The sequence below is a fragment of the Komagataeibacter saccharivorans genome (assembly GCF_003207825.1).
Taxonomy (GTDB): domain Bacteria; phylum Pseudomonadota; class Alphaproteobacteria; order Acetobacterales; family Acetobacteraceae; genus Komagataeibacter; species Komagataeibacter saccharivorans.
This window is the reverse complement of sequence record NZ_NKTY01000020.1, coordinates 22,462-46,226: the sequence shown is the minus strand read 5'-3', so window position 1 is coordinate 46,226 and position 23,765 is coordinate 22,462. Positions and strand designations below refer to the sequence as shown.

The following is a 23,765-nucleotide window of genomic DNA, read 5'->3' as shown; positions in this document are numbered from 1 at the left end:
GGGACGGGCCACGATGCCCGTCCTTCCGGCCGGAATGGACGAACCCGATGTAACAGTGGCGGACAGGCGCTGGAACCGCGCCGTCCCCTGCCCCGTCCGTCTGGTCACGCGCGCGGTGGATGCCGCGTTGCAGGCCACCGGCTGCCATGGACCGGTTACGGTCGTGCTGGCGGATGACCGCACGGTCCGCCATATGAACTGGCAGCATCGCGGGCGCAACAAACCCACCAATGTCCTGACATTCGAATACGCTCCCATGCAGATGGGCGGCGGCGTGTGGGGTGGCGACATCATCATCGCCTTCGAGACGGTCCAGCGCGAAGCCCGCGCCGCCGGGCGCGACATGGCCGCCCATCTGACGCATCTGGTCATTCACGGTGTCCTGCATCTGGCCGGGTATGACCATCATCACCCCGGCGAGGCGCGGGAGATGGAAATGCTTGAAGCCCGCACCCTGTCCGGCCTGCGCGTGGCCAATCCATGGAAAGCGGGCCGCATGGCTTCCGCGCGGGAGAACCGGTCATGAGCCGTCCCAACACTGATGCGGGAGGGGGCGCGGAACCTCCGTCCGGGTCGCGCGGCAGGGGATTCCTGTCGCTGTTCAGCCGCAAGCGCGGCGAACAGGGGCTGCGTCATTCCATTGCCGCGCTGGTCAAGGAAGCGGATGAAGCCGCGGGCAGCGAGGGGGACGACCCCCGTTCATCCGAACTGGACCGGCAGGAACGCGCCCTGCTGGCCAATGTGCTGCGTCTGCGCGGCATTACCGCCGATGACGTCATGATCCCGCGCGCCGACATCGTGGCGATGCCCGTGGATATCAGCCTTGATGAGGCGCTGGCGATGATGCGGCGGGAAAACCATTCCCGCATGCCGGTCTATCGCGAACAGCTCGACGATATCGTGGGCATGATCCATGTGAAGGACCTGATCGCCTATGTCGGCACGAGCGAGGCCTTCCGCATGGAACCGCTGCTGCGCCAGCCGCTCATGGTGGCGCCGCAACTGCCCGTGCTGGACCTGCTGTTGCAGATGCGCCTGCGCCATGTCCATCTGGCGCTGGTAATTGACGAATATGGCGGCATTGATGGCCTTGTCACCATCGAGGACCTGATCGAGACCATCGTGGGCGACATCTCGGACGAGCATGACGAACCCACCGTCAACATGATGCGCGACAGGCCCGACGGCACGATTGACGTGGATGCCCGCACCCCTGTCGCGGCGTTTGAGGAAAAGGTCGGCCAGATCCTGACGCGCGACGAACGCGAGGCCGAGATCGAAACCGTGGGCGGGCTTGTCTTCCGTCTCGCAGGCCATGTCCCCACGCGCGGCGAAATCGTAACCCACGAAAGCGGCATGGTTTTCCGCACCCTTGATTCGGATGCCCGCCATATCCGCCATGTGCGCGTGCGCCTGCCGCCCGCAGAAGCCCCGCAGCCGGCCTGAACGCAGGGCACGTCTCCTACCCGGGGGCGTGCCTTCGCATGGCGGGACGGATTTACGCGGATCGCCCGCATCTTTACACTTAACCCGCCGGGGCGATGTCCCCACCTGATTTCCATACCGGAGAGTGACCCGTGAAGCCCATCAACCGCCGCACCCTGCTTGCCCTTGCCCCCGCGCTGATGACGGGCGGCAGCCTGCTTTCCAGCCGGGCGATGGCGCAGGCATCCGATCCGCGCCTGACCATCCGCGCGGCGGGCAATCCTTCGGCCAGGGTGCGGGTGGAGGAATGGTTCTCCCTTACCTGCACGCATTGCGCCCGCTTCGCGGCGGAAATCTTTCCCGAGGTGCGCAGCAAGCTGATCGATACGGGCAAGGTCTATTACATCTTCCGCGACTTCCCGCTCGATCAGGTGGCGCTCACGGCCTCCATGGTGGCGCGCGCCCTGCCCCCCGAACGGTATGAAGCCTTCGTGCTGGCCCTGCTGTCCAGTCAGGACCGCTGGGCCTTTGGCAAGGACGCCTATGGCAACGAAGTCAACCATGAGGCGGAAATCCAGAAGATGGCGGCCCTTGCCGGCATGTCGCCCGACCTGTTCCAGCAGACGATCCATGACGAAACGCTGCGTCATGCCATCATGGAGGAGGAAGACCGCGCCCAGATGCAGTACAAGATCGACGGCACCCCCACCTTCCGCTTCAATGACAAGGAGCAGGTCTCGCAGGAACTGACCTACGAGGAGTTCGCCAAAAAGGTCGAAGCCGCGGCACAGTGAGCGGAGCCCTTCTGTCATGACCGCCCGTTTCGTCCGGCTGCGCATCGCCGGGTTCAAGAGTTTTGCCGACCCGGTCGCCGTGGACATCCTGCCCGGCCTGACGGGCATTGTCGGGCCGAATGGCTGCGGCAAGTCCAACGTGGTCGAGGCCCTGCGCTGGGTGATGGGGGAAACCAACGCCCGCTCGCTGCGCGGGGGTGAGATGGATGACCTGATCTTCGCGGGAACTGCGGCCCGTGCGGCGCGCAACATGGCGGAAGTGACCCTTACGCTGGAAGGCGCCGCCAGCGTCGCCCCCGCCCCGTTTCAGGGCCAGGACGAACTGCAGGTCTGCCGCCGGGCGGATCGGGGGGCTGGCAGCGGTTACCGCGTCAATGGGCGCACCATGCGCGGGCGCGACGTGCAGACCCTGTTTGCCGATCTGGCATCGGGCGCACGGTCGTCGGCCATGGTCAGTCAGGGGCGCGTATCGGCACTGGTCAATGCCCGGCCCGAAGAACGCCGCACCATTTTGGAAGAAGCGGCCGGGATTACCGGCCTGCATGGCCGCAGGCATGAAGCCGAACTGAAACTGCGGGCGACCGAAGCCAATCTGGCCCGCGCGGAAGACCTGCGCATCCAGCTTGAATCCCGGCTGGGCGACCTGCATGAACAGGCCGAGCAGGCAGGCCGCTACCGCACGCTGTCGCAGGAATTGCGGGCATCGGAAGTCGCCCTTCTGGCCCTGCTGCATGCCCGCGCGCATCACGGCGTGACCGAAAGCGAGGCGGCGCTGCATGCGGCCCGCGCCGACCTCAGGGCCGCCGAGGAAATGGCCGAAGGCGCGGTCATTGCCGATTACGAAATGACGCAGGCCCTGCCCCAGCTCCGGGCGCAGGTGGATGATCGACGCACCGCGCTGGAACGTTTCCGGGTCCGGGCCGAAACCATTGCCGAGGAACTGGCCCGCGCGGAATCCGCCCTGGAACAGGCCAGCACCCGCCTTGCCGAGTGCGAAAGCGTGCAGGCCGCCGCCCTGACCCGGCGCGATGATGCGCAGACGATGCTCGAACAGCTTGAGGCCGAACGGACCGGGATCGCACAACGCCTGTCCGCACTGCCCGCCCTGCGGGACGCCAGACAGGATGAATGCGTGGCACTGGCGCAGGCCAGCGGCGATATGGCCGCGCGGGTGGAACAGGCCACCGTGGCCCTGCGTGAAGCCCAGTTACAGGCCACGCAGGCCCGCGAAGTACTGGATGCCGCAACCCTTGCGCACGAAAAACTGGCGGCCCAGCATGCGGCCCTGAGCGAAGAAATCGCGGCCCTTGAAGCGGCCATGCCGACCGAAGCCGCAATCGCGGCCCATGATGAACAGATCCGTATCGCGCAGGAACAGGCCACCACGGCCCTGACCACGCGGGAAGAAGCAACCCGCACCCATTCCGAAGCCGTGCTACAGGCCGGGCTGGCGCGTAATGCCAGCGTGGAAAGCCGTCGCGTGCATGAACAGGCCACGCGCGACACCATGGCGCTGCGCGACCGGCTGGAAGCGCTGGAGCGCGATGTCGCCACCCTGAATGCCCATGTGGAAAAAGCCCGTGCCAGCCTTGTGCCCGAAGCCGAACGGCAACGTCTGGCGCAGGTGGTGGCGCAGGCGGATAATCGCCTTGCGCAGATACGCGGGGAACTGACTGTTGCGGAAGAAAACCGCACGCAGGCCACGCAGGCTGAAATACAGGCCAATGCGCGGCTGAAGGAAGCCCGCTCCACCCGGCAGGCAGCCGAGGAAGCACTTCGTGGCGCACAGGCGGCACAGGCCCGTGCCCGTAGCGAAGTGGATACGCTGGCCGCCAGTCTGGAACAGTTGCAGGCACAGGCCATACCCGATGCCGATCTGGCACGGCTTGTTGACCGTCGCACGGAAGCCGAACGGACGCTTGAAGCCGCCCGTGAGGCCATGACCGCCGCCGAAACCGAACAGGTTGCCGCGGCAAAGGCGGAAGAATCCTGCACTGCCCGACTGGCGCAGGCCCGCGCCAGCCTGTCGGGTCTGGAAGCGGAGGCCGACGGTCTGGCCCGCGCCCTGCAAAGCGATACGGAGCAGACCCCGGCCAGCGGCGTGACGCTGGCGGAAAGCCTGCATGTGCCCGCCGGTCTGGAAACGGCGCTGGCGGTAGTGCTGGCGGATGGCCTCGATGCCACGATTGATGGCAAGGCCCCGCGTGAATGGCGCGACCTGCCACCCGGCACGCCCGTTCCCTTCGCGGATGCGGATATTACGCCGCTTTCCACCCTGCTGGATGCCCCACCGGCCCTGTCGCGCGCGCTGAATGCGGCGGGACTGCTGGCGGATGGGCGCGATGGGGCGGATTTACAGCCCCGTCTGGCAGCGGGGCAGTGCCTTGTAACCCGTGACGGCGCGCTATGGCGCTGGGATGGTTATGTTCAGGCCCCCAATCTGCCGGGACGCGCGGCGCTGCGCCTGCAACAGCTTGGCCGCCTGCGGGAACTGCGCGCGGAACTGGAACACGCACGCGATGCCCTGCCCGCGCTGGAACAGGCATGTCAGGACGCCATGCAGGCCCGCCAGCAGGCAACAGGGCTTCTGGACACCACCCGTACCGCACGGACCGAAGCCGAAAACGTGCTGGAAACCTGCCGGGCCAAGGAATCCGACCTGTCCCGACGGCATGCCACCATCGCCACGCAGATCAACGCCGTCCGCATGCAGCACGAAACCGCGCAGGCGGCCCTGGGCGAAGCCGATGCGGCCCTTGACCGGGCCATGGCGCAGGCATCCGCCCTGCCGGAACTGGCGCAACTGGAACAGGTGCAGCAGCAGGCCGCACGACAGACTGCCGAGGCGCAGGCAACGGAAAGCCGCCTGCGCGCGGAACGCCAGCAGGCTGAAACCACCGTGGAACAGGCCCGTCAGGCCCTGCACGCCACCACAACCAGCCATAGCGAAGCCGAAACGCGTCTGCATTCCATGCTGCCGGAAAAGGCGCGGCTGGAAAACGACCACGATGCCCTGCGTATGGAACTTGAAGCCAAACAGGCCCATCTGGCCAGCCTGCCCCTGCCCGCCATTGCCGAAACCGCCGCCACACAGGCCACGGATGCCGCAGCACAGGCCGAACAGGCCCTGCGGCAAGCACGTGAAGCGGTGGATACGACCAGCGCCCATCTGGAACACGTCCGCGCCGCACGCGCCGAACTGGAACAGAAATCGCGTGAGACGGGCGCGCGGCTGGAAGCACGCCGTGCCCGTATGACCGACCTGTCGCACGCGCTGGAACAGGCGGACGCAACGATGCAGGCCGCACAGGCCCGCATGGTCGCCCTCCCCGATACCGGAGAACTGGAACAGGCCCTGACCACGCTGCGCGAACAGGCGGAAACCCTGCGCACGCAGGAACAGGCCAGTCGTGATGACATGGCGCGGCTCCAGACGGAACAGGCAGCCCTGCACCAGCGCCAGACCACGCTGGAACAGGACAGGACGCAATGGGCCGATCGCGTGGAAGCTGCAACACTGGAAGCCGAAGCAGCCCGGACCCGGCTGGACAACGCCCGGACGGAACATGAGCGTCTGGCGCCACAGCCCGTAGCCGTACGTGCCCGCCGGGACGCCATCGCCACCGAACTGGAACAGCATACCGCCGCGCACGATCAGGCGGCGCAGGAACTGCAACAGGCGGAAAACCGGCTGGCGGAAATGCAGCAGGGCCGCCGCATGGCTGAAGATACGCTGGGGACCGCGCGTGAGGCACTGGTACGCGCCGAAGGCAGGCGTGAACAGGCGCAGGTGCTGCTGGCGCAGCTACAGGCGGAATCCTCCCCGCCTGCCGATATTGTCCCGACCGACCTGAGTGTCGCCGCCGAAACCAGCCTGCGCCGCAAGGTGGCGCGCCTTGGCCGCCAGCGCGATGAACTGGGACCGGTCAACCTGCGTGCGGAAATCGAGGCACAGGACGCATCGACCAAAATCGACACGATCCTGCATGAGCGTGATGAGCTGAACTCCGCCATCGCGCGTCTGCGCGGCATGATCGGGCAACTCAACCGCGAAGGCCGCGAACGGCTGATGGCCGTGTTTTCGCAGATCGACCAGCACTTTCAGTCCCTGTTCGCGCGCATGTTCAACGGTGGCCGCGCCCATCTGGGCATGGTCGGCAATGACGACCCGCTACAGGCCGGGCTGGAAATCTATGCCCAGCCGCCGGGCAAGAAGCTGGCGACGCTTTCGCTGCTTTCGGGCGGGGAACAGGCGCTGACGGCGCTTTCGCTCATCTTCGCGGTGTTCCGGTGCAATCCGGCCCCTGTCTGCGTGCTGGACGAAGTGGACGCCCCGCTGGATGACGCCAATGTCGGGCGCTTTTGCAGCCTGCTGGGCGACATGGTGGCCGAAGCGGGCACGCGTTTCCTTGTCGTGACCCATCACCAGTTGACCATGGCCCATATGGACCGACTGTATGGCGTGACCATGCAGGAACGCGGCGTCAGCCGTGTACTGTCCGTCGATCTGGAACGCGCCACCGAAATGGTGGATGAGGAACGTCCCGTTTCCGTATCCTGAAAACACGAACGCCAGGACGGGCTGAAAAATCCCGTCCTGCCGCTTTTATCGGGTGGCCGCGCATGCCATGCACGCGCAGCCGGTCCTCAATCAGGCTTTCATGCTGCCTGTTTCAATGAAGCGCTGGTGCCATGACAGGGCTTCGGTCAGCAGATGCGGCGACTGCTGGCCAAACGACCCCGCGCGGGCGCGCTTGTAATAATCCTGCAGCATCGGGCGGTAATCCGGGTGCGCACAGTTGGCGATGATTACCTCTGCCCGCTGCTTGGGCGACAGGCCACGCAGATCGGCCAGTCCCTGCTCCGTCACCAGAACCTGCGAATCCTGCGTGATATGATCGACATGCGATGCCATGGGCACGATGGCGGAGATTTTGCCACCCTTGGCCGTGGACGGCGTCATGAACACGGAAATATAGGCATTGCGGGCAAAATCGCCCGATCCGCCGATGCCGTTCTGGATCTTGGACCCCATGATCTGCGTTGAGTTCACGTTGCCGTAGATATCCGATTCGATCAGACCGTTCATGGCGATACAGCCCAGACGGCGGATCAGGCCGGGGTGGTTGCTGATGTCCTGCGGGCGCAGGATGATCTTCTTCTGGAATTCCCGCATGCGGCTGTTGAGCGACTCTGCCGCTTCGGGGCTGAGCGAGAAGGCGGTAGCCGACGCCACGCGCATCTTGCCCGTTTCCAGCATGCCCAGCATGCCGTCCTGAATGACTTCGGTATAGGCGGTCAGGTCATCGAACGGCCCGTCTTCCAGCCCGCTCATGACCGCATTGGCCACGTTGCCCACACCGGACTGCAACGGCAGGAGCGAGGGCGGAAGACGGCCCATTTTCACTTCATGGCGGAAAAATTCCATAAGGTGCCCGGCAATGCCGCGCGCGGTCTCATCGGGCGGGGAGAACGGGGCGTTACGATCCGGGGCGTTGGTCTCGACAATCGCCACGATCTTGGCCGGGTCCACCTTGAGCGACGTGCCGCCGATGCGGTCATCGGGGCGCAGCAGCGGAATGGGCTGGCGGTGCGGCGGCAGGGCCGCGCCGTACCAGATGTCGTGCATGCCTTCCAGCGCGCTGTCCTGCCAGCTATTGACCTCGATGATCACCTGCCGGGCGGTATCGAGCCATGTCTTGGAATTACCGACGGAGGAGGACGGGACGATGCTGCCATCTTCACGGATGGCGGTGGCCTCGATGACGGCCGTATCGATTTCCCCGAAAAAGCCCGCCCACGCCATTGGCGCGACGTGGCTGAGGTGCATGTCCAGATATTCCGTCTCGCCCGCGTTGATGCGCGCGCGCAGGCCGGCATCGGAATTATAGGGCATGCGGAAGGAGATGCCGTTGACCTTCGCCAGTGCGCCGTCAAGTTCCGGGCCTGTGGAAGCCCCGGTCAGAAGCCGGATGCGGTATTCGTTTCCCTTGGCGTGCTCACGTTCCATCAGGGCCGCAAGCGCCTGCGGCACGGCCTTGGGGTAGCCTGCACCGGTAAAGCCGCTGGTGCCGACCGTACTGCCGGGGCGGATCAGGGCGGCCGCCTGTTCGGCAGTAGTGATCTTGGCCCGGAGCGCCGCATTCCGGATTCGGGTGTGGTCGATCATGAACTTTCCCTCAAACTCTTATTGTTATGTCCGGCCAGCCTGCGCCGGGCCGGATATGTCAGATGCTTCAGCCACGGTCCGGCAGGCGGGGCAGCGTGCCCCCGATAGTACCTCTGGCCTGTCCCCGTCAGCCCGCGTGCCGCATCCGGTGTGGGTATTCCCTTTGCACCTTATGCCGTGGCGCTGCGTTTGACTTCAGCATGACGTCATCATCTGTTCTCCGTCCTGCGGGCCACGTCACAACAAAAAAGTGTGACACCGGGCGGCAGGCTTCGCTTTGCGGTTTCACGTTTGCTCCATCGGGAAGCGCGATCAGACATGCGGTGTATTTTTTGGATGTATTTTTGGCAATACACCGCCTTCCCCCGCGCATGACGTTACCCGCCTGCAACCATTTCGTGTCATTCCCGACACATTATTGACCATCCCCTAGTGCATGGCGACCAATCTTGTGAATAATAGGAAACCAGACCCAGCAAGGGGTATCCACACGGCATAGCCAGCAACAGACAGGAGAGGTTTTTCGCTTGAGACGTCGATTTCCCTCTTACCGGCCTGTCATGGCGCGCGAGGACTCCGCCCCGCCCCCGGCAGCGGAGGCATCCGTGCTGCCCACGGCCATGCCTGCGCACCCGCTGACCGAACTTCTGGCCGGGCGGCCACTGCGTGTTGTGGGCGATGTGCATGGCGATCTTCACGCCTTCCGCCATGCGGCCGCGACGGACCGTTTTGTCATCCAGCTTGGCGATCTTGTCGATTACGGACCGGACAGCGCGGGGGCGTTCCGCCTCATGCAGCGCCTGATAGACGAACGCCGGGGCCTGTTCATTCTGGGCAATCACGACCGCAAGCTGGCCCGCGCGCTACAGGGGCGCAAGATGCGGCGCGACCCGCCGCTTATGGAAACGCTGGCGCAGTTCATGGCGGAAGAAAACAGCGATGTGTACCAGCGCGCGCTGGCCGACCTGTCGCGTGCGCCCGCGTGGATCGTGCTGGGGCAGTCCATATTCGTGCATGGGGGTTTTCATGTCCGCATGCTGGGCGAACTGCCGCCGCCGGGCCTGGGCACGGTCAGTCCCCTGCTGTCACGCGCCCTGTTTGGCGAGACAACAGGCCACATGCAGAAAGACGGCTACCCGGAACGGCGGCTGAACTGGGTCGATCATATTCCTGCGGGCTACACCGTCTATTGCGGGCATGACCGCCGTTCGACCGATGGCAGGCCCTGGGTCCGGCAGGGCCGCATGGGCGGCAAGGCCATCTTTACCGATACGGGCGCAGGCAAGGGCGGCCATCTGGCATGGATCGACCTGCCACCTGTCATATAACAGGGGCATACGACATGCCTTCCGCACGCCCCTTCCAGGAGAACAGAAACAGATGAACACCACCCAGGCCACGCATGACGCAGCAAACGCAGCGCAGCAGAAACTGGAAGAACTGCGCCGCAGCATCGACAACATCGATGCCGCCCTGATCTACATGCTGGCCGAACGCTTCCGCCATACGCAGGCGGTGGGCAAACTCAAGGCCGCCAACGAGATGCCGCCCGCCGACCCCGCGCGCGAAGCCCGTCAGGTCGCCCGGCTGCGGCAACTGGCCACGGCGGCACAGCTTGACCCAGACTTCGCGGAAAAATTCCTCGCCTTCATCATCCGCGAGGTCATCCGCCATCACGAAGCCTTCGCACGCGAAAGCCGGTAAATCCCAGATGCCGGACCGATCCGAAGGGGGCTTCCCCACCCGGCGGCTGATTGTGATGCGCCACGCGCAGGCCGCCCCCGCCCCGTTCGGGGAGATGGGAATGCACGCCGACCTTGAGCGCCCGCTTACCCCCCATGGCCATGAAACAGCCGCCCGGCAGGGGGCGTGGCTGCGCGCGCGGCATTTCGCGCCGGAACTGGTTCTGGTCAGTCCGTCGCTGCGTACGCGCCAGACGCTGGACGCCATCGGATCATTTTATGGCGATCAGGCACCCGATATCCGATATGTGAACACGCTGTATGACGCCACGGCGGAAACAATCCGTGACAGCCTGTATGCCGTTCCCGATAAAATTAACAATATCATGATATTAGGCCACAATCCCGGCCTGCAGGGACTGGTGCTTCACTGGGCCGGGGGGCACTGCCCGCCCGGACTGGAAAACATGCTGATACGCGGGTTTCCACCGGCATCAATCGCCTGTTTCACCACGGACCAGCGGTGGAATACCGCGACTGATGGTGAAATACGGCTTGTGGAGCTGTCTTGCCAATAATGTCATTGCCACAGGACGGGTGCATGGATTGCCACGCCGGGGGTTTCGTTCCTATCGTCACACCCGAGACCCGCCGACTGCCGCCACATGGGCAGGCGGGAATATAAAATCCGGGCAGACTTACAAACTGTTGCCGAACAACAGACCGCCCGGAGGATGGAGACATGTGCCCGCCCTGCCCCATAGCGCGCCGGGGCTGGCACCCAAGAGGAGAGTTGTAGATGAGCGAGTCCGCAAAAACCGCCACAATCTCGCTAAACGGCAAGGATGTGTCACTGCCCGTGCTGTCCGGCACGATGGGCCCCGATGTCGTCGATATCCGCAAGCTGCCAGCACAGGCCGACGTATTCACCTACGATCCCGGTTATGGCGAAACCGCATCCTGCTCCAGCAAGATCACTTTCATTGATGGTGAAAAGGGCATCCTGCTGCATCGCGGCTACCCCATCGCCCAACTGGCCGAACAGGCCACGTTCATGGAAGTGGCGTACCTGCTGCTTAACGGTGAACTGCCGGACCGGGCGCAGTACGACGGCTTCGTGAACTCGATCAAGCACCACACCCTGCTGCACGAACAGATCCGCAACTTCTTCAACGGTTTCCGCCGTGATGCGCATCCCATGGCCATCCTGTGCGGGACGGTCGGGGCGCTGTCCTCCTTCTATCATGAAGGGCTGGATGTCTCGAACGCGGCGACGCGCTACCAGTCGGCCCTGCGCATCATCGCCAAGATCCCGACCATCGCCGCATGGGCGTACAAATATACGCAGGGTGAAACCTTCATCTACCCGCGTAACGACCTGTCCTATGCGGAAAACTTCCTGTCCATGATGTTTGCGGTGCCCAGCGAACCGTACAAGATCAACCCGGTTCTGGCGCGCGCGATGGATCGCATCCTGATCCTGCATGCCGACCACGAACAGAACGCATCGACCTCCACCGTGCGGCTGGCCGGGTCCACGGGCGCCAATCCGTTTGCCTGTATTTCCGCCGGTATCGCGGCGCTGTGGGGGCCTGCGCATGGTGGCGCCAACGAAGCCGTGCTGAAGATGCTGGCTGAAATCGGCCACAAGGACAACATTCCCGAATTCATCGCCAAGGTGAAGGACAAGACCAGCGGCGTGCGCCTGATGGGCTTTGGCCACCGCGTATACAAGAACTTCGACCCGCGTGCGAAGATCATGCAGGCCACCTGCCATGAGGTGCTGGGCGAACTGGGGATCAAGGATGATCCGCTGCTGGATCTGGCGATCGAACTGGAAAAGATTGCCATTCATGACGAATATTTCGTCAAGCGCAGCCTCTACCCCAATGTCGATTTCTATTCGGGCATCATCCTGAAGGCCATGGGCATCCCTACCAGCATGTTCACCGTGCTGTTTGCCGTCGCCCGCACCACCGGCTGGATCAGCCAGTGGAAGGAAATGATCGAAGAACCGGGCCAGCGCATCGGTCGTCCCCGCCAGCTTTATGTCGGTTCGCCGCAGCGTGACTTCGTCGGGTTCGACAAACGGAGCTGATCATATTTCATGCCGGGCGGCAGGAATGTCGCCCGGCATGGACATGATGACAACCAGCCGCCCTCTCCCGTCACCGGCCTGATTTCAGGACTGAAATAACGCGATAGGGTCGCATCGGGATTTACCCCCGATACAAAAAAGGCAGGCCACATTCATGTGCCTGCCTTTCTCATGTCTTTGGCCCCAGCCAGTGGGGTCAGTCGCACTCGCAGCCGTTTGTGGGACCGGGGCGCTTCTGGATCACGTGATGGTCGATCCATTCCGACACCAGCCGCCGGGCCTCGTTCAGCGAGGATTCGGGATGGTGGATGCGGTAAAGGGTCGTGCAGGCATGGAAAGCCGACACATCGCTGGTCCCAACGCCACGCAGTTCCTGGTAGGCGGTGATTACGGCACGCTCACATTTACGAGCGATGCGACTGTTTTCAACAGACACGATGCGATGACCTATTATTGAGAATGATTATCAATACTGGGATACTAGAGCGAATGGACTGATTGGGCAAGGTATACATGCCCCTCATCCCGCGCCGAGTTGTCACATTATATTTCCCGGACCGCTTTTTTACGCATTTTTGGCCGCAGGCCGTGCAGACCGATGGATTTTCCCATCTGTTGCGGTTAATCGTCTGTCCTGTCATTCACGACAGCGAATATCATTTGGCCGGAGATAGGGTATGCACGACGCCACGGGAAACGGGGCTGGACTGTCAACAGGTTCAACAGCGTGGGATCGCGATGCGGCACTGATGACGGCGCGCCTTCTGCTGGAAATCAAGGCCGTCAACTTCCGTCCCGATGATCCGTATACCCTTACGTCCGGCTGGAAGTCCCCGGTTTACATCGATTGCCGCCGCATCATCTTCTTCCCCCGCGCGCGGCAGAAGATCATGGAACTGGCGGTCGAGAAAATTGGCCGCCATGTCGGCTATGAAAGCATCGACGCGGTAGTCGGCGGCGAGACGGCCGGGATTCCCTTCGCCGCATGGATTGCGGACCGCATGATGGCCCCCATGGCCTATGTGCGTAAAAAGCCCAAGGGCTTTGGCCGCAATGCGCAGATTGAAGGCGATGTGCCCGAAGGCATGCGCACCCTGCTGGTGGAAGACCTGACCACGGACGGTTCTTCCAAGGTGCAGTTCGCCAATGCCCTGCGCAATGCGGGCGCGATCGTGGACCACACATTCGTCGTGTTCTTCTATGGCGTGTTCCCCGGCGCCTACCGTACGCTGGCTGACATGAACATCAGCCTGCATGCCCTGTGCACATGGTGGGACGTGCTGGAAGCCTGCGCGGGCAAGCCCTATTTCTCGGAAAAGGATGCAGCCGAGGTCCGCCGCTTCCTTGAAGATCCCTGCGCATGGTCCGCAAAGCATGGTGGCGTGGGCAGCGCGGAAGAAGCGCTTGCGCTCAAGGCCAAGCGCGACGCCGGAGCCTGATCCGCATCCCTGCTGATGTCGCGTATCCTGGCTTTTGATTCCGGTATCGGGGGGCTGGGCGTTGTCGCCCGGTTGCGCACGCTCCTGCCCGCCGTTCCGATTGACTATCTGGCCGATACCGCCGTCTTTCCCTATGGGGAACAGCCCGATGCGCTCCTGCGGGAGCGCATCGTCAGGCTTCTGGGCCATGCCATCACCCGGCTGAAACCCGATGTGGTGGTCATTGCCTGCAATACCGCCAGCACCCTTGCGCTGGACAGCCTGCGCGCTGCCTATGCCGTGCCCTTTGTCGGGTGTGTGCCCCCGATCAAATGGGCGGCGGATCATACCCGTACCGGCACGATTGGCCTGCTGGCTACGCGCGCGACAGTGCGCCGTCCCTATCTGCATGATCTACAGATGCGCTTTGCACCGGCCTGCACGCTGCTGGCCCATGGTGCGCGCCATCTGGCGGATATGGGGGAAGCCGCATTCCGGCAGATCCCGCCTGACCCCGAACGACTGAAAGCCGAACTGGCTGGCCTGTTTGGCCAACCGGGTGGCGAGCGTATTGACGTCGTGGGCATTGGCTGCACCCACTACACCTTTGTGCTGGATGCCATGCGGGCGCTGGGACCGGCTGATGTAACATGGCTGGACCCCGCCCCTGCGGTTGCAAGACAGGCCGCCAGCATGCTGACGACATGCAGTTTCCCCCTACGGGAAACCATGCCTGCCAGAGCCGAGCAGGTGCTGTTCACCGCAATGCCCGCTGATCTGGATGCCCTGCTGCCGGGTCTGGACCAGATGGGGTATGACGCCAGCAATATCGGCTTTTTTGACGAAGACGGGACTGAGCCCCCTCGAAAGATGACTGCCCCATAAAAGGGGGCGGCTTTCACCGCCCCTGTCCGGGATCAACGCAGGCGGTTGACCGTGTAGCTTGCCGTATCCTGCAAAAGCTGGCGCAGGCGGCCCGGCGGGAAGATCGACAGGGCCTCGCAGGCTGCCTGTGCATATTCCGTCGCACGGTCCAGGGTGATGCGGATCGCATCGGTCTTTTCAATCAGGCTAAGCGCATGATCCAGATCGTCGGGACGCTGCTCGCTTTCCTCGATCACACGCTGCCAGAAGGCACGGTCTTCCTCCGATCCCGCGGCATAGGCCGCCAGCACCGGCAGGGTGATCTTGCCTTCACGGAAATCATCGCCCACCGTCTTGCCCAGACGGGCCTGATCGGCGGCGTAATCCAGCGCGTCATCCACAAGCTGGAACGCCATGCCCAGATTGGTGCCGTAGGATTCAAGCGCACGTTCCTCACGCTCGTCACGTTCGGCCACGACCGCCCCCACACGGCAGGCTGCGGCGAACAGGGCCGCCGTCTTGCCATGGATGACTTCCAGATACTGATCGATCCTGGTGGAAAGATCGTTCTGGGTGGACATCTGCAGCACCTCCCCTTCCGCAATCGTGGCGGAAGCGGAGGAGAGGATGTTCATGACCTTGAGCGAACCGTCATCGGTCATGAGCTGGAAGGAGCGCGCGAACAGGAAATCGCCCACCAGCACCGATGCCTTGTTGCCGAATACGGCATTGGCGCTCGCCATGCCGCGACGCAGGGCGCTTTCGTCCACCACGTCATCATGCAGCAGGGTCGCGGTATGGATGAACTCCACACAGGCTGCCAGCGCCACGTGCCGCTGATGGGTGGCATCGGGCTGGTAACCGCACAGCCGCGCTGAGGCCAGCGTCAGCAGCGGCCGCAGCCGCTTGCCGCCAGCGGCGACCAGATGGGCCGCAAGTTGGGGAATAAGCGCAACCGGGCTGTCCATCCGCTCGACAATGGCGCGATTGCACGCAGCCATGTCATCAGCGAGATATTCCGCCAGATCGCGCAGGGCGACTTCTGATCCATCTGCCATCGGGCGGCGAGCCCCTTCGTCTTTCTGACTTGCCGTTTCGTCGGATTCCGGCAGACTAACTGCTAGGGCCAAAAGGTTACTCTCCGGGTTCCGAATGTATGAACATGAATATGAGTATATGGGCGGCGCTGGAATAACGGTCAAGCGGGAGCAGACAGGCATGGGGTCCGGGACGGGTGATTTGCTGCCCGCGCCACCTGTCGGCCTGCCCCCGGTCTCGACCGGTGCGCTGCTGGGCGGAAAGGTGATCTATCGCCAGTTTATCACGGGAAACAGGACCGGACTGGAACCGGTTCTGATGGCTGCTTTCGTGCCCGCGCGCGCCGGTCAGACCGTGCTGGAGGGTGGATGCGGCGCTGGCGCAGGGCTGCTCTGCCTGACGAATCGGATATCCGGTCTTGCCGGAATCGGGCTGGAGCATGACACGGCGACCGCCGCGCTCGCCGGCCATAATTTCGAACTGAACGGACGCCACGACCTGCGTATATGCGCTGCCACCATTCCCGCCCTGCCCGATGACCCCCTGCTGTCAGGGCCGGGCAAGCGCCGGATCGACCATGCTTTTGCCAATCCGCCATGGCATGGGCATGATTCGTCCCCTTCGCCCCATCTGCGCCGTGATCTTGCCCGCCGTCTGCCCGCAGGCACGCTGGCGGGATGGGTAAACGCCCTTGGCAGCCAGCTTCGCCATCATGGCACGCTGACACTCGCCCTGCCCGCCACGCTGCTGGCCATGGGGGTCGCCGCCATGGAAGACGCCGGGCTGGGACGGATCAGGATTTTCCCATGCTGGCCCCGGCAGGGCCGCCCGGCGCGTATCGTGCTGCTACAGGGATGCGCGAACGCACGCGCGGGCAGCGAAATGCTGCCCGGACTGGTTCTGCATGAAGCCGATGGCCGCTTTACCGCCACCGCCCGCGCGGTGCTGGAAGATGGGGCCGCCCTGCTGCCCTGATACGGGCAAAGGGCGGCCCTGCCGCCGGTTCAGTCGGCGAAAGCTTCTTCCCACGTGCCGGTGGTCGAGGCACGGCTGTATTCGGTCGCCCGGTTTTCAAAGAAGTTGGCGTGTTCGACCGCGTTGATCATTTCATCCACCCACGGCAGCGGGTTGGTGGCGACATCGTAGATGCCATCAAGCCCGAGTTGTCCCAGACGGCGGTTGGCGACAAAGCGGATGTACTGCTTGACCTGCCCGGCATCCAGCCCTTCGACCGCGCCCATTTCAAACGCGAGGTCGATGAAGGCGTCCTCGTGTTCGACAATGTCGCGGCAGATCTGGCGGATGTCGTCACGCAGCGTATCGGTCCAGATTTCCGGATTTTCCTGCACGAAGACCCGGAACAGCCGCGCCATCGAATCACAGTGCAGGGATTCGTCACGCACGGACCACGAGACGATCTGCCCCATGCCCTTGAGCTTGTTGAAACGCGGGAAGTTCAGCAGGATCGCGAAGGATGCGAAAAGCTGGAGCCCTTCGGTAAACGCGCCAAAAGCCGCGAGCGTGCGGGCAATCTGGTAGTTATCGGAGACCGAGAATTTCTGCATGTAGTCATATTTATCCTTCATTTCCTTATAACTAAGGAAAGCGGAATACTCGGTCTCGGGCATGCCGATGGTATCGAGCAGATGACTGTAGGCAGCGATATGGATCGTTTCGATATTGGAAAAGGCTGACAGCATCATCAGCACTTCAGTCGGTTTGAACACCTGACTGTAGTGCTTCATGTAGCAGTTGTTCACCTCCACATCCGCCTGCGTGAAGAAGCGGAAGATCTGGGTGACCAGATGGCGCTCGCTTTCGCTCAGCGTGCGGTGCCAGTCCTTCACGTCATCGGCCAGCGGCACCTCCTCGGGCAGCCAGTGGACGCGCTGCTGCGTCAGCCACGCATCATAGGCCCAGGGATAGCGGAAGGGCTTGTAGACGGGGTTGGAGGTCAGCAGGTTATGTTCCTGCCTGGTCGTGGCATCTGCGCCGGGGGCGTTGTCGGTCATGGCCATGCCTGTCCTGTACATCGATATGCGCCCCCCGGCCCGGACAGGCTGGGGAACGCATGGAATACTATACCAAGGGTGGAATGCCCCGCCTTACTGGCAGGCCAGGCATTCCTCGTAATCGGTGGAAGTGCCCGTGGCCGCCGGAGCGGGCGCGGAGCCTTCCTTCTGGGTCATGTCACGCTTTTCCTGTCCGTCGCTTACCGCATCGGCGCGCTGGATGGACAGCGAACGGCAGTAATACAGCGACTTCACGCCCCGCTTCCATGCCATGTAATGGATCTGGTGCAGGTCGCGCTTGTTCACGTTGGCGGGCAGGAAGATGTTGATCGACTGCGCCTGACAGATGAACGGCGCACGGTCGGCGGCATGTTCGATCACCCAGCGCTGGTCCAGTTCAAACGCGGTCTTGAATACGTCCTTTTCCTGCTGGGTCAGGAAATCCAGATGCTGCACGCTGCCCTTGTTCAGGGTGATGGAGGACCAGATCTCGCTGGTGTTCTTTCCCTTTTCGGTCAGCAGGCGGTCAAGGTGGCGGTTGCGCACGGTGAAAGAACCCGACAGCGTCTTCTGCAGGAACACATTGGCCGCGATCGGTTCGATTCCGGGGCTGGCATTGCCCGCGATAATCGAAATCGACGCCGTGGGCGCAATCGCCATCTTGTTGGAAAAGCGTTCCATCACACCGTATTCGGCGGCATCGGGGCACGGCCCGCGTTCCTGCGCCAGTTTGATGGACGCCGCATTCGCCTGCTCACGGATATGCTTGAATATCTTGCGGTTCCACACCTTGGCCACAACGCTTTCGAACGGCACGTTATTGGCCTGAAGGAAGGTATGGAAACCCATGACCCCCAGCCCTACCGAACGTTCGCGCATGGCGGCGTAGCGGGCGCGTTCCATATCGTCAGGCGCGCGGTCGATGAAATCCTGCAGCACGTTATCGAGGAACAGCATCACGTCCTCGATAAACTGCGGTTCGTCCTTCCACTCATCCCATGTCTCAAGGTTGAGCGAGGACAGGCAGCACACCGCCGTACGTTCCCGGCCATGATGGTCCATGCCCGTGGGCAGCGTGATTTCCGCGCACAGGTTGGATGTCTTGACCTCCAGCCCCGCCAGCTTGTGGTGCTCGGGACGGGCATTGTTCACATGGTCGGAATAGATGATGTACGGCTCACCCTGTTCCATGCGCGCGGTCAGAATCCGGATCCACAGCGCCCGCGCCGAAATCTTGCGGATGACCGTATTGTCCTTGGGCGAAAGCAGCGCCCATTCCGCATCGTCCGCCACCGCGCGCATGAACGCATCGGACACCAGCACGCCGTGGTGCAGGTTGAGCGCCTTACGGTTGGGATCGCCGCCGGTCGGACGGCGCAGTTCGATGAATTCCTCGATCTCGGGGTGCCAGACCGGCAGGTATACCGCAGCCGATCCACGGCGCAGCGATCCCTGGCTGATCGCCAGCGTCAGGCTGTCCATCACGCGGATGAAGGGGATGACACCGGATGTCTTGCCGTTGCGGCCCACATTCTCGCCAATCGAACGCAGGTTGCCCCAGTAGGAACCGATGCCCCCACCCTTGGAGGCCAGCCATACATTCTCGTTCCACAGGTCGACAATGCCGCGCAGGCTGTCATTCGCTTCGTTCAGGAAGCACGAAATGGGCAGGCCGCGCGTGGTGCCACCATTGGACAGCACCGGGGTTGCGGGCATGAACCAGTGGCGGGAAATATAATCATACAGCCGCTGCGCATGGGCGGCATCGGCACCGTAATAGGACGCAACCCGCCCGAACAGGTCCTGATAGCTTTCACCCGGCAGGAGATAGCGGTTATCAAGCGTGGCCTTGCCAAATGCCGTCAGCAGCGCATCGCGGGAATGGTCCACGCGCACGGGATGATGACCGGGCAACTGGACCACGTTATCCAGCATGTCAGACATTGTCTCACTGTCCTTTCCCCGGACGCTACCGTCCCCGTAGGCAGAACAGTCGGACATGCCTTCGGATACGTCATCCAGGACCATTTACATTCTCCGTAATCGGCTCGTGCCAATGCACAGGGTCTTTCGAGCCTGTGGCTGGGGGCAAGGTTTTCTGATTTGCCCCCTATATATGGACCACCGCGCGCCCGATTGCACTATATAATGTAGGGGACAAAATTGTGGACGGATTGTCCGAATCAGCGGGGAAGCTGGGTCAAGCACGAAAAGGGGCAGAATATTTTTTAAATTTTCCGTCCCGCCGCCATCAGGATTCCAGAGTGCCCCAGCGCGCCGTCGCCGCGTCATCCTGCGCCCGGGGTTCGACCCACGCGCTGCGACCATTTCCGAATTCCTCGCGTTTCCAGAAGGGTGCGCTGGTCTTGAGCCAGTCCATCATGAATTCGGTCGCATCGAAGGCGGCACTGCGATGCGCGGCGGCACATAATACCAGCACGATGGGCATGCCCACCTCCAGCCGCCCTACGCGATGGATGACCGTGCAGCCAACCAGCCCGAATCGCGCACATGCCGATTCGGCGATGCGCTGCATCATGGACTCGGTCATGCCGGGATAATGTTCCAGTTCCAGCGCACACAGGCCGTCACCGCCACGGACGATGCCAGTGAATGCGGCAACCCCGCCCACACTCTCCTGCCCGTCCAGCAGCAGGGTGGTTTCATGGCCGGAATCGAAGACTTCGGCCTGAACCCGGATCGTGATGCGCGGCATGACCGGATCAGCCCCCCGTGACCGGCGGGAAGAAGGCAATTTCGTCATTGGCGGCGATGGGGGCCGAAATGGCGGCGAAGCTCTGGTTGACGGCAACGCGGATCAGTTCGGGCCGGGCAAAGATTTCGCCATATTCACCACCACGGGCACGCAACTGGTCAACCAGATCCTGCACGGAACGCGCGCCCTGTGGCAGGTCCAGCGTTTCACCTGAACGACCGAGCCGGTCCCGCAGCCATGCAAAATAGAGAATGCGCAGCATTCCGGTCTTATCTCCCTTAACGCCAGGCCGAAAACTGACAGCCACTCGCTGTCAGGGGGTCTGCTGTTCCTGCACCGTGCCGTCTGATGCGACCACGGTATTGGTGCCATCGCCGTTGGGCACGATGATGGCCGTATCCGACACGCCCTTATGCGTCGGCGATGCCCCCGAAGACAATGCAGAAACGCGCGCCCCCTGCCCCGGCATGGCAAGCAGCACGCCATCGTTGCCGATCTGCATCTCCCCACCCGCGGGCAGGTCCTGCTCACGCACCGCCATGCGCGCGCCGACCGTTGTGCCGGATGTATCGTCCGTATCCGCCAGCATCGACTGCCCCCGGGGCACGACCGGCCATATATTGGTTTCCTGCGGCAGGATCGGCAGCACCTGTGGCGCTTCGCCCGCCACGCGCCGCATGTTTTCCACATCGGCACGCGGAGTATTGGGAAGCGAGCCGGGCAGTTCCGTATTATCGGACAGGATTTTGCCGAATCCACCGCATCCCGCCAGACCGACCAGCACTGGCAGCATCAAGACATGGCGCACCGTTCTTCCCCCTTGATCTGTCTGGCAACAGGCGGGCGCATCGGCCCGCAGGAAAGAACAACAACGATACGCGTTAATTTTTCATGTAGGTCAGGAAGATAATTTGGTCGCGCCCGTACCGGTTCCGTTGACGTGGCGCAGCCCGGTGGACAGGTAATCCCATCCGGTGATGAGGGTCAGCGCCGCCGCGATCCACATCATTACCGCCCCCAGCGCATCAACCGGCAGCCAGCCGATATGCAGCAGGGCCGCCGTGCTGTCCCCGGCCAGCAGGAAGCCGATGGCCGTCATCTGGAAGCCGGTTTTCCATTTCGCCAGCCGCGTTACCGGCAGCCCCACACGGGTCGCTGCCAGATATTCACGCAGGCCGCTGACCAGAATTTCGCGTGAAAGGATGATGATGGCCGGATACAGGCAGCCATAGGGCAGCCGCCCCAGTCCGGCCATGACCATGAGCGAGGCACCGACCAGCAGCTTGTCCGCAATGGGGTCGAGCATCCGGCCCAGATCGGAATTCTGGTTCCACGCCCGCGCCAGCTTTCCGTCCAGATAATCCGTGATCCCCGCAAGGATGAACAGCACGCAGGCCGCGCAATCGGTCTGCGGGGTATGGATGACGACCAGTCCCACAACAATGGGAACCACGACAATGCGGGACAGGGTCAGGAGATTGGGCAGGTCGGTAAGCATGCTGATACTGCTATAGCCAAGGATGAGGAAAAATCGAAATACCGATAACGCCTGTCAGGCAGGTTCTGCGCTCACACCTGCATGACAGGCGCTCAGTCCCCTGTCCAGTCCGGATGGAAATATCCGTATATGGCACGCGCCATGTCACGGTTGATGCCAGGCGCATTTTCCAGTTCCCCCAGCCCCGCCTGCCGTACACTGCGCGCCGAGCCGAAGTGATTGAGCAGCGCACGCTTGCGTGCCGGACCAACGCCGGGAATATCATCCAGTTCCGAGCGCACCAGCGTCCTGGACCGCCCCGCGCGGTGGGTGGTGATGGCAAACCGATGGGCTTCATCACGCAGGCGCTGAAGGTAGTACAGAACCGGGTCGCGCAGCGGGAGCTGGAAGGGTGGACGGTCAGCCATATGGAACCACTCCCGCCCCGCGTCACGATCCGGCCCCTTGGCAATGGCCACCAGCGTCACGCCCGTCACCCCCAGTTCATCCAGCACCGCCCGCACGGCTGAATACTGCCCCGCACCGCCATCGATCAGCAGGATGTCGGGCCAGTCTTCTGGGCGGTTGCCTTCTTCCCGGTCGCGCAGGGCGCGGCGAAACCGGCGTTCCAGCACTTCGCGCATCATGCCGAAGTCATCGCCCGGCGTGACCGGTCCCTTGATGGAAAACTTGCGGTAGGCACGTTTGTCGAACCCCTCCGGCCCGCCAACCACCATCACGCCATAGGCATTCGCGCCCTGAATGTGGCTGTTATCGTAGGTCTCGATCCGCCTGGGCGGGGCATCCAGCCCGAACAGGTCGGCAACCCCCTGAAGCAGCCGGGCCTGCCCGGCACTTTCGGCCAGCCTGCGTTCCAGCGCTTCGCGCGCGTTGATTTCGGCATGTTCGATCACGCCGCGCTTTTCCCCGCGCTGCGGATGGGTGATTTCCACCTTGCGCCCACGCCGTATGCTGAGGGCAGATGTCAGCACATCGCATTCCGGCAGGTCCTGATTGACCAGCACCTGCGCGGGGGGCGGCTTGTCATCGTAAAACTGCCCGATGAAGGCGGCCAGCACGTCGGGCGCGCTTTCATCGCGCGCATGGCTGGGAAAAAACGCGCGATTGCCGTTGTTGCGCCCGCCGCGGATGAAGAACACCTGAATGCAGGACTGTCCTGCAATCTGCCAGATGGCGATGATGTCCGCATCGCTCACGGTAGAGGGATTGATCACGCTGGAATCCTGCTGCAGCGCGGACAGGCCGCGTATCCGGTCACGGATGGCGGCGGCGCGCTCGAACTCCAGCGCCTCGGCGGCCTGTTCCATCTCCCGGCCCAGTTCCTCGCGCAGGTGGGTGCTTTTTCCGGCAAGGAAGTTACGGGCCTCGCGCGCCAGTTCGGCATATTCCTCACGGCTTATGCGGTCGGTGCAGGGCGCGGAACAGCGGTGGATCTGGTGCAGCAGGCACGGACGGGTGCGGCCCTGCATTTCGCTGTCGGAACATGAACGCAGCAGGAAAGTCCGCTGAAGCAGGTTGAGCGTCTGGTTGACCGACCATGCGGATGCAAATGGCCCCCAGTACGACGCCCCCTTGACCGGCTTGCCCCGGTGCTTGCTGATCTGGGGGAAATCGTGCCGGTCGGTCAGCATGATCCATGGATAGCTTTTGTCGTCACGCAGCAGGATATTGTAACGCGGCTGCATACGCTTGATGTAATTGGCCTCCAGCAGCAGGGCTTCGGCCTCGGTATGGGTCGTGACGATTTCCATGCTGCCCGTTTCGGACACCATGCGGCGCAGCCGTTCGGTCAGGCGGCTGATATGGGTATACGACGTCACCCGTTTTTTCAGGTTCAGCGCCTTGCCCACATACAGCACATCGCCTTTCGGCCCCAGCATGCGGTACACGCCGGGCGATTGCGGCATGGTCTGCAGGGCATGGTGAATCGCCTCCACCCCTTTGGGACGGGTGGAGGGGGCTGAAATGGCTGTTGTCATGGATGGTAGCCGTTCATCCACCGATGATGTGGATAAGTCTGTGGAGCAGAAGCAGAAAAAAACGTGCGGATG

The 23,765-nt window shown here is 63.0% G+C and carries 21 protein-coding genes; 11 read left to right on the top strand and 10 right to left on the bottom strand.

The window, feature by feature from the left end; genetic code table 11:
- Nucleotides 1–13: 13 nt before the first annotated feature.
- The 4 genes from ybeY to CFR79_RS11435 all read left to right on the top strand — a co-directional run bounded on the left by ybeY (nt 14) and on the right by CFR79_RS11435 (nt 6,780).
- The gene (gene ybeY / locus CFR79_RS11450) at nt 14–526 is read left to right on the top strand and encodes an rRNA maturation RNase YbeY (protein ID WP_110547987.1); all 513 of its coding nucleotides are present in this window, start codon (nt 14–16) and stop codon (nt 524–526) included.
- Entirely contained in the window at nt 523–1,446 is a 924-nt protein-coding gene (locus tag CFR79_RS11445; RefSeq protein WP_102323485.1) for a hemolysin family protein, read from the top strand. The genes ybeY and CFR79_RS11445 overlap by 4 nt, the downstream gene beginning before the upstream one ends.
- Before the next feature lie 179 nt (nt 1,447–1,625).
- Nucleotides 1,626–2,219 (top strand): thioredoxin domain-containing protein, encoded by a 594-nt coding sequence (locus CFR79_RS11440; RefSeq protein WP_102324181.1) that lies wholly within the window; start codon nt 1,626–1,628, stop codon nt 2,217–2,219.
- A gap of 16 nt (nt 2,220–2,235) precedes the next feature.
- Entirely contained in the window at nt 2,236–6,780 is a 4,545-nt protein-coding gene (locus CFR79_RS11435; protein ID WP_110547986.1) for an AAA family ATPase, read from the top strand.
- A 90-nt stretch (nt 6,781–6,870) separates the two neighbouring features.
- Here the strand turns inward: CFR79_RS11435 and CFR79_RS11430 are convergent, their stop codons facing one another.
- Complete coding sequence (locus CFR79_RS11430; protein ID WP_102323483.1) at nt 6,871–8,388, bottom strand: acetyl-CoA hydrolase/transferase family protein; 1,518 nt, start codon at nt 8,386–8,388, stop codon at nt 6,871–6,873.
- Nucleotides 8,389–9,008: 620 nt separating this feature from the next.
- On the opposite strand from CFR79_RS11430, the gene CFR79_RS11425 reads away from it, so the two are divergent.
- From CFR79_RS11425 to CFR79_RS11410, 4 genes are all read left to right on the top strand, one after another.
- Nucleotides 9,009–9,716, top strand: a complete 708-nt coding sequence (locus tag CFR79_RS11425; protein WP_162900534.1) for a metallophosphoesterase — start codon at nt 9,009–9,011, stop codon at nt 9,714–9,716.
- A 52-nt stretch (nt 9,717–9,768) separates the two neighbouring features.
- Nucleotides 9,769–10,092 (top strand): chorismate mutase, encoded by a 324-nt coding sequence (locus CFR79_RS11420; RefSeq protein ID WP_102323481.1) that lies wholly within the window; start codon nt 9,769–9,771, stop codon nt 10,090–10,092.
- Between the two features lie 7 nt (nt 10,093–10,099).
- A complete protein-coding gene (locus CFR79_RS11415; protein ID WP_110547985.1) occupies nt 10,100–10,648 on the top strand; it encodes a SixA phosphatase family protein in 549 nt (182 codons plus the stop codon).
- Between the two features lie 221 nt (nt 10,649–10,869).
- Entirely contained in the window at nt 10,870–12,168 is a 1,299-nt protein-coding gene (locus CFR79_RS11410) for a citrate synthase (protein ID WP_102323479.1), read from the top strand.
- A 196-nt stretch (nt 12,169–12,364) separates the two neighbouring features.
- Here CFR79_RS11410 and CFR79_RS11405 read toward each other — a convergent pair whose 3' ends face one another.
- The gene (locus CFR79_RS11405; RefSeq protein WP_102323478.1) at nt 12,365–12,619 is read right to left on the bottom strand and encodes a hypothetical protein; all 255 of its coding nucleotides are present in this window, start codon (nt 12,617–12,619) and stop codon (nt 12,365–12,367) included.
- A gap of 226 nt (nt 12,620–12,845) precedes the next feature.
- Between CFR79_RS11405 and CFR79_RS11400 the strand changes: the two genes are divergently transcribed.
- Together CFR79_RS11400 and CFR79_RS11395 are read left to right on the top strand one after the other, a co-directional pair.
- A complete protein-coding gene (locus CFR79_RS11400) occupies nt 12,846–13,607 on the top strand; it encodes an orotate phosphoribosyltransferase (RefSeq protein WP_102323477.1) in 762 nt (253 codons plus the stop codon).
- A 15-nt stretch (nt 13,608–13,622) separates the two neighbouring features.
- Nucleotides 13,623–14,471, top strand: a complete 849-nt coding sequence (locus tag CFR79_RS11395; RefSeq protein ID WP_110547984.1) for a glutamate racemase — start codon at nt 13,623–13,625, stop codon at nt 14,469–14,471.
- Nucleotides 14,472–14,503: 32 nt separating this feature from the next.
- On the opposite strand, the gene CFR79_RS11390 is transcribed toward CFR79_RS11395, so the two are convergent.
- Nucleotides 14,504–15,508: a polyprenyl synthetase family protein gene (locus CFR79_RS11390; RefSeq protein WP_110547983.1), complete on the bottom strand. Its 1,005-nt coding sequence runs from the start codon at nt 15,506–15,508 to the stop codon at nt 14,504–14,506.
- A gap of 160 nt (nt 15,509–15,668) precedes the next feature.
- On the opposite strand from CFR79_RS11390, the gene CFR79_RS11385 reads away from it, so the two are divergent.
- Nucleotides 15,669–16,463 carry a methyltransferase gene (locus tag CFR79_RS11385; protein WP_110547993.1) on the top strand — a complete coding sequence of 265 codons (795 nt, stop codon included), beginning with the start codon at nt 15,669–15,671 and terminating at the stop codon, nt 16,461–16,463.
- 29 nt (nt 16,464–16,492) lie between these two features.
- Here the strand turns inward: CFR79_RS11385 and CFR79_RS11380 are convergent, their stop codons facing one another.
- The 7 genes from CFR79_RS11380 to uvrC all read right to left on the bottom strand — a co-directional run bounded on the left by CFR79_RS11380 (nt 16,493) and on the right by uvrC (nt 23,693).
- Nucleotides 16,493–17,506: a ribonucleotide-diphosphate reductase subunit beta gene (locus CFR79_RS11380; protein WP_102323474.1), complete on the bottom strand. Its 1,014-nt coding sequence runs from the start codon at nt 17,504–17,506 to the stop codon at nt 16,493–16,495.
- Nucleotides 17,507–17,593: 87 nt separating this feature from the next.
- Nucleotides 17,594–19,444, bottom strand: a complete 1,851-nt coding sequence (locus CFR79_RS11375) for a ribonucleoside-diphosphate reductase subunit alpha (protein ID WP_371208308.1) — start codon at nt 19,442–19,444, stop codon at nt 17,594–17,596.
- A 307-nt stretch (nt 19,445–19,751) separates the two neighbouring features.
- Complete coding sequence (locus CFR79_RS11370; protein ID WP_102323472.1) at nt 19,752–20,216, bottom strand: molybdenum cofactor biosynthesis protein MoaE; 465 nt, start codon at nt 20,214–20,216, stop codon at nt 19,752–19,754.
- A 7-nt stretch (nt 20,217–20,223) separates the two neighbouring features.
- A complete protein-coding gene (gene moaD, locus CFR79_RS11365; protein ID WP_102323471.1) occupies nt 20,224–20,478 on the bottom strand; it encodes a molybdopterin converting factor subunit 1 in 255 nt (84 codons plus the stop codon).
- Nucleotides 20,479–20,529: 51 nt separating this feature from the next.
- Nucleotides 20,530–21,009, bottom strand: coding sequence for a hypothetical protein (locus tag CFR79_RS11360; RefSeq protein WP_254058021.1), 480 nt, complete (start codon nt 21,007–21,009; stop codon nt 20,530–20,532).
- A 105-nt stretch (nt 21,010–21,114) separates the two neighbouring features.
- Nucleotides 21,115–21,714, bottom strand: a complete 600-nt coding sequence (pgsA, locus tag CFR79_RS11355) for a CDP-diacylglycerol--glycerol-3-phosphate 3-phosphatidyltransferase (RefSeq protein ID WP_102323469.1) — start codon at nt 21,712–21,714, stop codon at nt 21,115–21,117.
- A gap of 92 nt (nt 21,715–21,806) precedes the next feature.
- Nucleotides 21,807–23,693 carry an excinuclease ABC subunit UvrC gene (gene uvrC / locus CFR79_RS11350; RefSeq protein WP_110547980.1) on the bottom strand — a complete coding sequence of 629 codons (1,887 nt, stop codon included), beginning with the start codon at nt 23,691–23,693 and terminating at the stop codon, nt 21,807–21,809.
- Between the last annotated feature and the right edge of the window lie 72 nt (nt 23,694–23,765).

Bases quoted from the DNA above. Each gene is read 5' to 3' on its own strand.
- CFR79_RS11445 (WP_102323485.1), top strand. From the start codon at position 523: ATGAGCCGTCCCAACACTGATGCGGGAGGGGGCGCGGAACCTCCGTCC.
- CFR79_RS11440 (WP_102324181.1), top strand. From the start codon at position 1,626: ATGACGGGCGGCAGCCTGCTTTCCAGCCGGGCGATGGCGCAGGCATCC.
- CFR79_RS11400 (WP_102323477.1), top strand. From the start codon at position 12,846: ATGCACGACGCCACGGGAAACGGGGCTGGACTGTCAACAGGTTCAACA.
- CFR79_RS11420 (WP_102323481.1), top strand. From the start codon at position 9,769: ATGAACACCACCCAGGCCACGCATGACGCAGCAAACGCAGCGCAGCAG.
- moaD (WP_102323471.1), bottom strand. From the start codon at position 20,478: ATGCTGCGCATTCTCTATTTTGCATGGCTGCGGGACCGGCTCGGTCGT.
- CFR79_RS11375 (WP_371208308.1), bottom strand. From the start codon at position 19,444: ATGTCTGACATGCTGGATAACGTGGTCCAGTTGCCCGGTCATCATCCC.
- CFR79_RS11415 (WP_110547985.1), top strand. From the start codon at position 10,100: ATGCCGGACCGATCCGAAGGGGGCTTCCCCACCCGGCGGCTGATTGTG.
- CFR79_RS11380 (WP_102323474.1), bottom strand. From the start codon at position 17,506: ATGGCCATGACCGACAACGCCCCCGGCGCAGATGCCACGACCAGGCAG.
- CFR79_RS11370 (WP_102323472.1), bottom strand. From the start codon at position 20,216: ATGCCGCGCATCACGATCCGGGTTCAGGCCGAAGTCTTCGATTCCGGC.
- CFR79_RS11425 (WP_162900534.1), top strand. From the start codon at position 9,009: ATGCCTGCGCACCCGCTGACCGAACTTCTGGCCGGGCGGCCACTGCGT.
- pgsA (WP_102323469.1), bottom strand. From the start codon at position 21,714: ATGCTTACCGACCTGCCCAATCTCCTGACCCTGTCCCGCATTGTCGTG.
- CFR79_RS11385 (WP_110547993.1), top strand. From the start codon at position 15,669: ATGGGGTCCGGGACGGGTGATTTGCTGCCCGCGCCACCTGTCGGCCTG.
- CFR79_RS11435 (WP_110547986.1), top strand. From the start codon at position 2,236: ATGACCGCCCGTTTCGTCCGGCTGCGCATCGCCGGGTTCAAGAGTTTT.
- CFR79_RS11410 (WP_102323479.1), top strand. From the start codon at position 10,870: ATGAGCGAGTCCGCAAAAACCGCCACAATCTCGCTAAACGGCAAGGAT.
- CFR79_RS11395 (WP_110547984.1), top strand. From the start codon at position 13,623: ATGTCGCGTATCCTGGCTTTTGATTCCGGTATCGGGGGGCTGGGCGTT.
- ybeY (WP_110547987.1), top strand. From the start codon at position 14: ATGCCCGTCCTTCCGGCCGGAATGGACGAACCCGATGTAACAGTGGCG.
- CFR79_RS11390 (WP_110547983.1), bottom strand. From the start codon at position 15,508: ATGGCAGATGGATCAGAAGTCGCCCTGCGCGATCTGGCGGAATATCTC.
- uvrC (WP_110547980.1), bottom strand. From the start codon at position 23,693: ATGACAACAGCCATTTCAGCCCCCTCCACCCGTCCCAAAGGGGTGGAG.
- CFR79_RS11360 (WP_254058021.1), bottom strand. From the start codon at position 21,009: ATGCTGCCAGTGCTGGTCGGTCTGGCGGGATGCGGTGGATTCGGCAAA.
- CFR79_RS11430 (WP_102323483.1), bottom strand. From the start codon at position 8,388: ATGATCGACCACACCCGAATCCGGAATGCGGCGCTCCGGGCCAAGATC.